Origin of the sequence: Flagellimonas chongwuensis, assembly GCF_013376415.1 — a bacterium.
Classification (GTDB): Bacteria; Bacteroidota; Bacteroidia; order Flavobacteriales; family Flavobacteriaceae; genus Flagellimonas; species Flagellimonas chongwuensis.
In genome coordinates this window covers 74,062-85,265 of the sequence record NZ_WYET01000013.1, presented here as the reverse complement: position 1 = coordinate 85,265, position 11,204 = coordinate 74,062, and the positions used below count along the sequence as shown (strand labels likewise).

General features: G+C 42.8%; 11 protein-coding genes. 6 read left to right on the top strand and 5 right to left on the bottom strand.

What is annotated here, in order from left to right; genetic code table 11:
* Window positions 1-22 precede the first annotated feature (22 nt).
* The 4 genes from GUA46_RS16590 (at window position 23) to GUA46_RS16575 (ending at window position 5,359) form a co-directional block, all read left to right on the top strand.
* The gene (locus GUA46_RS16590) at window positions 23-739 is read left to right on the top strand and encodes an RDD family protein (protein WP_108244985.1); all 717 of its coding nucleotides are present in this window, start codon (window positions 23-25) and stop codon (window positions 737-739) included.
* A 2-nt stretch (window positions 740-741) separates the two neighbouring features.
* Window positions 742-1,356: a trimeric intracellular cation channel family protein gene (locus GUA46_RS16585; RefSeq protein ID WP_176621412.1), complete on the top strand. Its 615-nt coding sequence runs from the start codon at window positions 742-744 to the stop codon at window positions 1,354-1,356.
* Between the two features lie 192 nt (window positions 1,357-1,548).
* Window positions 1,549-2,694, top strand: a complete 1,146-nt coding sequence (locus tag GUA46_RS16580; RefSeq protein WP_176621411.1) for a hypothetical protein — start codon at window positions 1,549-1,551, stop codon at window positions 2,692-2,694.
* 13 nt (window positions 2,695-2,707) lie between these two features.
* Window positions 2,708-5,359 (top strand): TonB-dependent receptor, encoded by a 2,652-nt coding sequence (locus GUA46_RS16575; RefSeq protein ID WP_176621410.1) that lies wholly within the window; start codon window positions 2,708-2,710, stop codon window positions 5,357-5,359.
* Between the two features lie 150 nt (window positions 5,360-5,509).
* Here GUA46_RS16575 and GUA46_RS16570 read toward each other — a convergent pair whose 3' ends face one another.
* Together GUA46_RS16570 and GUA46_RS16565 are read right to left on the bottom strand one after the other, a co-directional pair.
* Window positions 5,510-6,232: a dienelactone hydrolase family protein gene (locus tag GUA46_RS16570; RefSeq protein WP_176621409.1), complete on the bottom strand. Its 723-nt coding sequence runs from the start codon at window positions 6,230-6,232 to the stop codon at window positions 5,510-5,512.
* Window positions 6,233-6,286: 54 nt separating this feature from the next.
* The gene (locus GUA46_RS16565) at window positions 6,287-7,006 is read right to left on the bottom strand and encodes a peptidylprolyl isomerase (RefSeq protein WP_176621408.1); all 720 of its coding nucleotides are present in this window, start codon (window positions 7,004-7,006) and stop codon (window positions 6,287-6,289) included.
* A gap of 4 nt (window positions 7,007-7,010) precedes the next feature.
* Between GUA46_RS16565 and GUA46_RS16560 the strand changes: the two genes are divergently transcribed.
* Window positions 7,011-7,652 (top strand): NUDIX hydrolase, encoded by a 642-nt coding sequence (locus tag GUA46_RS16560; protein ID WP_176621407.1) that lies wholly within the window; start codon window positions 7,011-7,013, stop codon window positions 7,650-7,652.
* Between the two features lie 41 nt (window positions 7,653-7,693).
* The gene (locus tag GUA46_RS16555; RefSeq protein WP_176621406.1) at window positions 7,694-8,515 is read left to right on the top strand and encodes a lysophospholipid acyltransferase family protein; all 822 of its coding nucleotides are present in this window, start codon (window positions 7,694-7,696) and stop codon (window positions 8,513-8,515) included.
* Here GUA46_RS16555 and GUA46_RS16550 read toward each other — a convergent pair.
* The 3 genes from GUA46_RS16550 to GUA46_RS16540 form a co-directional block, all read right to left on the bottom strand.
* Window positions 8,512-9,156: a hypothetical protein gene (locus GUA46_RS16550; RefSeq protein ID WP_176621405.1), complete on the bottom strand. Its 645-nt coding sequence runs from the start codon at window positions 9,154-9,156 to the stop codon at window positions 8,512-8,514. The two genes, GUA46_RS16555 and GUA46_RS16550, sit on opposite strands and share 4 nt — an antisense overlap.
* Window positions 9,157-9,158: 2 nt before the next feature.
* The gene (locus GUA46_RS16545; protein ID WP_108244994.1) at window positions 9,159-9,653 is read right to left on the bottom strand and encodes an RNA polymerase sigma factor; all 495 of its coding nucleotides are present in this window, start codon (window positions 9,651-9,653) and stop codon (window positions 9,159-9,161) included.
* 74 nt (window positions 9,654-9,727) lie between these two features.
* On the bottom strand, window positions 9,728-11,155 hold the full coding sequence (locus tag GUA46_RS16540; protein ID WP_176621404.1) for an amidohydrolase: 1,428 nt from the start codon (window positions 11,153-11,155) through the stop codon (window positions 9,728-9,730).
* Window positions 11,156-11,204: the final 49 nt, after the last annotated feature.

The window sequence follows — 11,204 nt, the reverse complement described above, 5'->3', positions numbered from 1 at the left end:
TTTGTAGTAAAGAAACTAAAATATGGAACAATTTCAAATAGAAACGGCCCAAAATATAACCATCAATCAAAATACATCCCATCTCGGTGAACGTATGTTGGCTTACATCATTGATACCTTTATCATTGTGGTCTACACTATTTTGATGTTTGTTTTTTTGGCCTCCCTAGAGATTGATATGGGGGATCAATGGGCGTTCTACTTGATTCTTTCCCTACCGGCATTTTTATATTATCTGCTTTTTGAAACCTTGATGGATGGAAAAACCATTGGCAAGGGAGCCATGAACCTTCGTGTGGTGAAACTGGACGGGTCCAAGCCCAACTTCGGAAACTATTTTGTGCGATGGGCACTACGGATCATTGATGTGGGAATTACATCAGGAGGTGCAGCCGTTCTTACCATTTTGATTCGGGGCAAAGGACAACGAATCGGTGACATTGCTGCCGGCACCACGGTTATCAGTGAAAAAAAACACGTATCCTTAAAAGATACCTTGCTTAGGGAATTGCCAGAAGATTACAAACCTACCTTTCCACAGGTTACTGTTTTTAAGGACCAGGAAATGCGAACCATTAAGGAGTTGTACGACAAGGCAAGGCTCAATGGAAACCATAACGTAATTGTTTCTTTGGATAAGCGTATCAAGGAAGTATTGGGAGTGCAGACCGCATTAAAACCCATAGAGTTTGTGGATGTAATCATTAACGATTACAACTATTACACCCAAAAAATGTAGGTATGCTATACCAGACCATAGATATTTTAGGTACCATAGCCTTTGCCATTTCTGGGGTCTTGGTGGCCATGGAAAAACGATTGGATTTGTTCGGTGTGCTCATTATTGCCTTTGTAACCGCTATCGGAGGCGGTACGTTACGTGACCTGTTGATAGGAAACACACCAGTAGGTTGGATGCATGACCTTACTTATGTGGTCACCATTTTTATTTCGGTGGTTTTTGCCATCGTATTTGTGAACAAACTCAAATATCTTAGAAAATCTTTGTTCCTGTTCGATACGATAGGAATAGGACTTTATACCATGGTTGGTGTGGAGAAGGGGCTCGAAGCTGAACTTTTACCGGTTATCTGTATATTTTTGGGTACGATGACAGCTTGTTTTGGAGGAGTAATACGCGATATTCTATGTAATGAGATTCCCGTCATCTTCCATAAAGAAATCTATGCAACGGCATGTATATTGGGTGCCTTGAGCTACTTTTTGATCATACAGTTCCCGGTCAAGGATGAATATGCCTATATCGCAGCTATTTTAGTGGTGATCTTGCTGAGGTTATTGGCCGTTCGCTTTAAGATAACTCTTCCCAGTATCTACGGTAAACAAATGCCGTAACCTATCTCCTAAGTTTTTTACAACTGTGGTTAGTTGTTGTTTAGCACAATTAACCTATCGTTAATAAATTTTACTTTTTCGTTAGTCGAAACCGCTCGGCCTTACATCTACATTGCCTGCAATCATAAAAATTAACCTTTCGGGAGGTTGTTTGTCATCTTCAATTTCCCCAAACCAATCATTCAATCAGGTATGAGAACATCGCGATCATTAACTTTTACAATTTTGGGATTGATTTCCTTTTTTGGAGTCTATCGGGCAAATGCACAAGGGTGTGTGGCCATCAGACATTTTTCCTCATGTGTGGGAAATACTTTGGAAAACAATCTTTTGGGGCCGGGGGATATCCAAATAGGAAGTAACTACCGGTATTTTAAATCTTTCCGTCATTTTAGGGGAACCCACGAGGAACCCGACCGTGTTTCCAACGAAACTGAGGTAATCAACCATTCACATTCATGGGATTTCTTTTTGACCTACGGGATTTCGGACAGATGGTATGCCAGCATCACCATTCCAACGGTAATCAACACACGTTCTTCACTTTACGAGCATGGACGTGATGAGCGGAATACGACCTTTTCCCGTGGCTTGGCCGATATAAGGGCAGGAGTGGGTTATTGGCTCTTCGACCTTGAAAAATACCAGAACGGTAACGTTGCATTGGGACTGGGATTAAAAATTCCCACGGGAAGTTATAATGCTTCTGACATTTTTTACAATGTTGGTCCGGAGGGCGGACCTGAGGTCAGACCGGTGGACCAGAGTATTCAGCCAGGAGACGGAGGTTTTGGAATTACGGTAGATTTTCAGTTTTACCAAAAAATTGCAGAACGCTTTTTTGCCTACGGAGGTGGTTTTTATTTGATCAATCCAAGGGAGGTAAATGGAACGAGGACCTTTAGGGAAACTTTGAGCCCAATTCTCCAAAATGAGGCGATCATGGCCGTTCCGGACCAGTTTTCCGTTAGGGCAGGGGTAAGCCATAGTTTGAGCAATACCATTTCTGCTTCATTGGGGGCTCGGTACGAAGGTGTACCGGTCAAAGACCTGATCGGGGGGAATGAAGGATTTAGAAGACCGGGAAATGTACTTTCCATAGATCCAGGAATCGCTTTTATGAAAAATAACTTTTCCTTGAACCTCAATGTGCCTTTTGCGGTAAGAAGGGAGCGTCCGCAGAGTGTCACAGATTTGCAGACCGAACAAGCAACAGGAGAGCCTCGAATGGGGGATGCCGCATTTGCTGATTATTTGATCAATGTTGGAGTGTCCTACCGGTTTACAAACAATAAGGTCAAGGTGAATCCAGAACTTATGAATGAATTCAATAATTAAGCTGTCAACATAAATGCACTTTACAATTGCCCAACAAATAAAAAAGTTATCATTTATATGTATTTTACTCTTTGGTCTTCTGGGAAGGAGTCAGGAAAATCTCATAGGAAAGGTGGTCGATGCCACAGATGGTCAACCCTTGGTCGGAGCACAAATAGTGCTTAACCCAAGTCAAAAGGGAACTTTGACCGATGAGTTTGGATATTTTCAAATTGCTGTGGATCCAGGTGACAGTTCTATAATTGTGAGGTATTTGGGCTATGAGGAACAAAAAATGTCCATTTCAAATATGCTGGAATTAGGTACCATAGCATTGAAGAGGTCCAATACCACATTGAGCGAAGTAATTGTAAGTGCATCACCCAAAAATTTTAAAAGTGAATTTAAAGGGAGCAATTTTAGAATCAATCCTATTTCATTAAAAAATAGTAATCCGTTGAGTACAGAGGAAGTGCTCCGGACGATTCCCGGTGTTAATATTGTTGGGGACATGGGATTATCCAACCGACCTAACATAAGTATTCGGGGTTCGTGGGGCAGGCGCTCCAAAAAAGTGCTTTTGATGGAAGACGGGACACCGGCGGCACCGGCACCGTATATAGCTCCAGGTGCTTACTATAATCCGGTTAGCGACCGTATCACCTCTATAGAAGTATATAAAGGGGCGGATTTGCTACGGTACGGCCCCAACAACATGTACGGCGCTGTCAACTATATTACCGCGCTACCACCTCAAAAACCAACTTTGCGGCTTAAGTTGACAGGAGGTCAGCGCAATTATACCTCCGGCCTGTTTTCATACGGAGGAACTTGGAACGATATAGGTGGTTTGGTGGAAGGTGTTTACAAGAAGTTTGATGGGTTTACCGATAACTCTTCAGTGGAGATCTTGAACCTGAATGCAAAGATATTCGCCAAACTGTCCGACAGTCAATCACTTTATTTTAAGGTGAGTGGACAGTTCGAGGACAATCAGGCTTCTTTAAGTTCCCAAACACCGTTCACATTTGAAGCTGACCCGACACAAAATCCGTTGGATGCGGACCAATTTACCATGAGGCGCTATGGTGTGGATATTATCCACAAATGGCTGCCCAATGATGATTTGAGCTTCACTACAAAAGTGTACGCCTCGGATTTTGAACGGGATTGGTGGCGTCAGGTCACTGCGAAGGTCAGGGCATCGGAAGTCCAAGATTATGTAGGCGATGAAATTTTTACTGATAGATATGGATATTTATCAGGAAGAACCTTTGATGATGAAGACTATGTGATCGTTGGGCGTGTGGAGAATGGATTGGAGAGCACTACGGACAGTCGGTGGATCTACCGTGTTTCCGGAATCAAGGAAACGGTCAACGCGAAATGGCAAGCTTTTGGTGCTCCGAGTGCTTTCGAAGGTAGCATCAATCTGCACCGTGAAACCTTTAAGGATGTTTTCCTGGAAGCGGACAACTCGCGATGGGCCAGATATGGAACCGCCACCAAAGATTTGTGGTACAGGTTGTGGTCGGCCAATGGCTATATTCGCAATGAGTTCAATTTTGGAAAAGTTGAGGTAACGCCCATTCTTCGTTTTGAACATGTGGATATGTTTAGGCAAGACCTCTTGGCCTTGGCCCAGCAGCCTGATTTGGAAAGCACGTTAGAAGGCAGGGAACCAAATGTATACAATCAATTTTTGCCAGGAATCACGATAAGTTATGATTATGGTAACAGTGAATTTTATGGTAGTGTGTATCAGGGAATGATCGCTCCTTCCAAAGTATTCGGGTTTTTGGTGGAACAGGATGGTGTGGTGACCAACCCGTTGGCGGGACAGAGCATCAATATTGACCCAGAGTTAAGTTGGAACAAGGAAATTGGTTGGCGAGGCGGCTTGTTGGATAATTTTATCCAGGGGCAACTGGCCTATTTTCACAATGCGAGCAGAAATTTTTATGCAGGGGGGCGTAACGAAGTATTTACCGAGTTGGGCGAAATAAATGTTCAAGGAGTGGAAATGGCCATCAATGCCAAACTTTTGAACACCAATGGCCATCAATTGCACTTTTTGGGCAATGTTACCTACATGAAATCCAAAGTTAAATCGGGCAAGTTGGAGGATAGGGACCTATTTGCACAGGTGATACATGGTACCGCTACACAAAATGAGTATGTGTCCATGGTAAATGCAAATCGGAATGCTTATGAAGTATACGTGGATAATGGGGAAGGGGAAACCTTGTTGCCTGACCAACCCATTGATGCTTCCCAATTTGGCAATATTACAAGAAGTGTTGTTACCTATGGTGATGAGGGGCTTTCGGATACCGAGGCACCTTATACGCCCCGTATCAATATGAGTTTGGGACTCAATTACGATTGGAACCAGTTATCGAGCGGGTTTAATGTGCATCATGTGGGCAAGCAATACACGGAGTTCCACAATTTTGAAAATGAATCTGCCGATGGGGCTATTGGTCAGCTGCCTTCTTACACAACCATTGATGCATTCGTGAACTACGATTTGACAATTGGTAAAAAAATCGATGCCACCATTTTTGTGAATGGTAAGAACATTACCGATAAGATATATAGGGCCTCGCGTTTGAACAGGGCGACCTCTGGGGTTTTCGGAGGAGGTTTCCGTCAGATTATAATTGGGATTAACATGAAGATTTAAAATGCTGATATAGGCACCAATTTCAGTGAAAAAATTCCTTTTTGTACCCAGGTATGTGGTTGATTTATTTACGGTTCGGGACGATAGTATCCCGAACCGTTTTTTTATACAGTAAAATGCCGGCTTAATGCTTTGTTTTCTTTTTAATCATCAATCTGCGAAGACTTCTTGGAAAAAGTTGGTCATTCTTGTCCAAGAACGATCAGCGGCCAGTGGGCTGTACATCATTCCATCATCCGGGGCATTGGCATTGGGGTTGGTAAAGGCATGTCCTGTTCCGCCAAAAACATCCATTTCCCATACTGCATTTCTATCGGTAAGTTCATACCCCAACGAAACCACATCCTTGGGAAATGCCATGGGGTCTTCCCAACCGTGAAGCACCAATACTTTTGCTTTAACGTTCTCCTCTTCCTGTTCCAATCCATTTGGGTCCAAGAGTCCGTGGAAGGAAACGGCGCCTTTAAAATCAGTTCCGGAACGCGCTAGGTCCAAGGCACATTTTCCGCCGAAGCAAAACCCGATGATGCCCACTTGTTTTGGGTCGGCCAGATCATGCTCCTTAATGTTGTCGAACGCCAGTAGGATTCGGTCGAGCAATTTCTGTCGGTCTGTGGCCACTTCGTTCATAAGTTCTTCCGCTTCGGTGTTGTCTTTTGCTCTTTTTCCCTCGCCGTAAACGTCTATGGCAAACGCTAGATAACCGAGTTTGGCAAGTTCGATGGCCTTGTCCGTTTCAAATTGGGATTGTCCGGCCCATGTGTGGGCCACCAAAACCACTGGTCGTTTTCCTTGAATGCTATCATCATGGGCAACAACCCCCGAATAGGATTGCCCATCATCTGCATAGCTAAAATTGTTAGTTTGAATCATGCTGAGTTTAGTTATGTATTGAGAGCCATTAAATTATATTATTTTTTGATTCCTTTACAAAACTTCGGCCTTTAGTATGTATATATTTTGCCATGGCCAATCACCGTCCCCAACGCGCACATTATTTATGGCATCCACTACATCCATACCTTCAATTACGCGACCAAATGGGGTATACGAACCGTCCAAATGATAAGATCCTGGGTCTTTCACCACAATAAAGAACTCATAAGGGGAGGCCAATTTATGGGGATTGTCCCTTTCGCTGCTGGGCATGGATATGGTGCCCCTGTGGTGTTTATGTCCCTTGTTGCCATCAGGGGGCAGCAGATATCGCCCAATATCACCTCGTTTACGGGCCGTTTTTCGGTCGTCGGAATTTCCTCCTTGAATTATAAAGTCTTTGACCACCCTATGAAATTGGGTGCTGTCAAAATATTTTTGTCTTGCCAAAAAAATAAAATTGGCTTTATGATAAGGAACATTATCATAAAGTTGCACGGTAAAACTTCCCATGGTCGTTGTAATTTTCACCTTGTCCTTTTTAAGTTTTTTGGAATAATTGAAAAAGAAGTCGATGGCATTTTCCTCGGTAAGTTTGAAAGGTTCTTCCTCTTCTTCCTCGATTGCGATGGAATCCAATTCGGTTTTTGGAACAGTGTCCGAGTTTGCAATATTTTCCTGAACTTTGTCCTTCTCCTTTTTGGGGGATTCTCCGCAGGAAGCCAATAATAGAAATAATATATACGTAGTAGCTAAAGCCGATTGTCTCAACAGTATGGATTTTAATGAATTTTACGAACTAGCTTTAAAATTAAAAAATCTTCCACTTCCCGGGGAGGATTCCCATAATAAAATGTCACCGCAGTTGCGTATCCAGTGGTTGAAGGATAACAAGGTTAAGGATGCCAACCCTAAAAGAGCAGGGGTAATGGCATTGTTTTATCCGGACGTTGAACAGGAAACCAGACTGCTTTTGATTCTAAGAAAGGTATATCAAGGTGTTCATTCCAATCAGATTGGGTTTCCTGGAGGGAAAGTGGAAAAAATAGATAAAAATTTAAAGGAAACCGCTCTGCGTGAAACTCATGAAGAGGTCGGTGTGCCACCAAGCGAAGTTGAGGTGATAAAAGAGTTGAGCGAGGTCTACATTCCGCCAAGTAATTTTTTGGTTAAACCTTATATAGGACTTTATCCGAGTCCGCGCCCATTTGTGAAAGAAGATTTTGAAGTGGAAAGCCTTGTAGAGGTTTATCTCAAAGATTTTTTGGACGATTCTAACCATATTAATGAGGTTTTGACAACTTCTTATGCAAAAAATATAGATGTACCAGCCTTTAAACTAAATGGTTACACGGTGTGGGGCGCTACTGCAATGGTATTGAGCGAGATCAAAGAGCTTTTGCGTCAAGTGCTTTAAGTGCTATTTTGTAAATTTGCCGTCAACAATCAACACATTACATGGGTCTGTTCAAAAAAAATCCCTTTGGTCATATTTTGTTCTTAAAACGATGGCTGATTCGTATTGCGGGCATGATGACGCACCAACGCTACAAAGGATTTAATACTTTAGAGATTGAAGGTTCACAGATAATCCGTGACCTTCCCGAAAGCAATGTCCTCTTTGTAAGCAACCATCAAACCTATTTTGCCGATGTGGTGGCCATGTTCCATGTCTTCAATGCCAGTCTAAAAGGGAGGGACGATAATATAAAAAACTTAGGTTATTTGTGGAACCCGAAACTGAACATTTACTATGTGGCCGCCAAAGAGACCATGGGAAAGAGTCTGCTGACCAAGGTTTTGGCCTATGCTGGTTCCATAAGTATTGAAAGGACCTGGAGGGCAGATGGCCAGAATGTGAACAGACAGGTGAAGTTCAGCGATATTTCCAATATTGGAAAGGCATTGGACGATGGCTGGGTAATTACTTTTCCGCAGGGAACTACGACTCCATGGAAGCCATTGCGAAAAGGTACTGCGCATATCATCAAAAAATACAAACCTGTTGTAGTCCCTGTTGTTATTGATGGTTTCCGACGTTCTTTTGATAAAAAAGGGTTACGGGTAAAAAAGAAAGGGATTTTGCAATCCATGCAAATAAAAGAGCCCTTGGATATTGATTACGATAACGAATCCATTGATGCAATTTTGGAAAAGCTGGAATATGCCATTGAGCAACATCCATCATTCCTTAAGGTGATTTCGGAAAAGGAACTTCTTGCCTATGAAGAGGAAAACCAGAAAAGGCGTTATAGTTACAAGGGCAAAATAGATGGTTAGACCTCTAATCGTTTGAGTTCGTTGTAATTCTTTCTTAATTTTTTTAGCAGAATACCGTAAAGCAATTTATAGAACAACCAAATAACAGCCAATACGGCCGTGGTAATCGCAATCGAAACGATGATTATCAATGCCCAAAACTCAGTACTATCACCGTCTTGGGCAGCGGCGTTCACCAATTCTTGGCCTTCCGGCGTATACAATAGTACACCGTATGCGTAAATAATTGCACTAATGGTGAAGATAATTAGATTGAACCATACATATTGGGTCACTGTTCGTTTTACCTTTAGAATGGTTCGCATCAAATTTTTGGAGGAATCGGTAAAGGAGATTTTTCTATAATTGGTATAGAACTTATAGATAAAGTAAAGGATGATGGCGTAGTTGATGACATTAAGGGCCATAACTACCTTGTAAATATGCATATCCTTAAGCTCCTGCATGGTATCGGGGCCATTAAAAATAATATTGATACCTGCCCAGAAAACAAATTCTATGATACTGATATAAAAAATCCATTTTACTATGGACGATGACTTCTTCTTGGTCATCGGGTATATTTGCTCATAGGACAACTTGGGGAGGTTTGCTTCCCGCTTCTGCCAATCCTTCTTCAAGAGCTCCAGTTCATCCAGCATAATCACGGATTTAATATTGTTCTTAATTTGTTTTTCACCCTACTCATCTTCACTCTTGCATTTACTTCGGAAATTCCCAAAGTTTCGGCTATTTCAGAATAATCCTTGTCTTCCAGATAAAGAAAGACCAAGGCCTTATCAATATCGCCAAGTTGTTTTACCGCATCGTACATCAACTTTAATTGTCGTTCCTCGGTATCATCATAATCGGTGGCTTTTATTTTATAAAGTACCGAATCAAAATCCTGGGTCTTCACCCTTTTCTTGGATTTCCTGTACAATGTTATGGCTGTATTCAATGCAACGCGGTACATCCATGTGCTAAACTTGGCATCTCCCCGAAACTTTGGGTATGCTTTCCACAACTGTATAGTGATTTCTTGGAACAGGTCGTTATGCGAATCCTTGTCGTTGGTATATAGACTACACACCTTATGGACAATGTTCTGATTGTCCTCAAGTTCCGTCACAAATTGATGTTCCAGTTCTTTGTTCACTAAACGGTTGGTAAAGTTTGCTTTATCTATTGGTATCGATAAAACAACTTTTGTTACAATGATTGGGTAAAAATTTATTTACGGTAATCCAATGCAGGTGGTCTGTTGCCCAACATGGGAACATATTTAAAGTCCTTGCCACGTCTTTCTTCCAATTCTTTTTTTGCAGCCTCAATGGTTTTTGGACTTTCAAAAATATCCATGGCCGTAAGTGCCAATGTTTTTGCAGCGACCATCATTCCTTTGGAACCAATGCTCATACCGCCGGCGGCAACTGCTTGCCAGCTATGTGCGGGAGTTCCGGGAACCCAAGTTGCAGTTCCCAGACCTGCTGTGGGCACGGTATAACTCACATCACCGACATCGGTAGAACCGTAGGCTTGAGCAGTCTCTTTGTAGGGCTGAACAATTTGTGCGGTAGAAATGTCAGGAGCGCCCTTGCCCAACGTTTCGGATATTTTTTCGGCAAACGCCTTTTCTTCATCATTATAAGTTACCCCTCCAACTTTTACCAAATTGTCGTACATGATCTTTTGAACCGTAAGGTTGGGCAAAAGTTCGTGAGTTCCACCGATCATCTCATACTCCATGGTGGTCCCGGTTCCCAATGCGGCGCCTTCAGCGGCTTTTACCATACGGTCAAAGATATCCACAACGACCTCCCTGGTGTTATGTCTTGCATAATAGTACACCTCTGCAAAATCGGGGACTACGTTAGGCGCTTTTCCACCATTTGTGATAACATAATGTATCCTTGCATCCTCTGGGACGTGCTCTCTCATCATGTTCACCATGGCGTTCATGGCCTCCACGCCATCAAGGGCGGAACGTCCTTTTTCCGGTGCTCCTGCAGCATGTGCGGAAACCCCATGAAACCTGAATTTAGCTGATTTGTTGGCCAAGGCAGCACCGGCGCTTGCAGCATTTCCTGAACCTGGGTGCCAGTGCAGCGCAACATCTACATCGTTAAAAACTCCCTCCCGGACCATATAAACTTTTCCTGAACCACCTTCTTCAGCAGGGCATCCATAAAATCGAATGGTTCCTTTGATGTTGTTTTTTTCCATCCATTCCTTTACAGAAATAGCAGCGGCCGTGGATGCTGTACCAAAAAGGTGATGTCCACAAGCGTGTCCAGCTGCACCACCAGCAGATTTTTTCTCGGGAACGGCTTCTTGTGAAAGTCCGGGCAGCGCATCGTACTCACCCAAAATGGCGATTACCGGGTAACCCGAACCATATTCAGCCTTAAAAGCCGTTGGTATACCGGCTATGCCTTTGTCGATACTAAAACCGGCGCTGGAAAGGGTTTCTTGTAAAAGTGCGGAGCTTTGCTCCTCTAGATAACCCATTTCAGCAAGACCCCAGATTTTGTGAGCTATTTCACTGTATTTTTCAGATTTGGAATCCAAATCCTTGATAACATCGTTCTTCTTTTTTTGGGCTTGCAGGCCCATGGAGCACAATAGCAGGATTGCGCCTATTGGGAGAAATTTTCTCATGGGTTGATTATTTTGAGTTAGGCTCTAAAGATAGGAAAAAACTGTACTT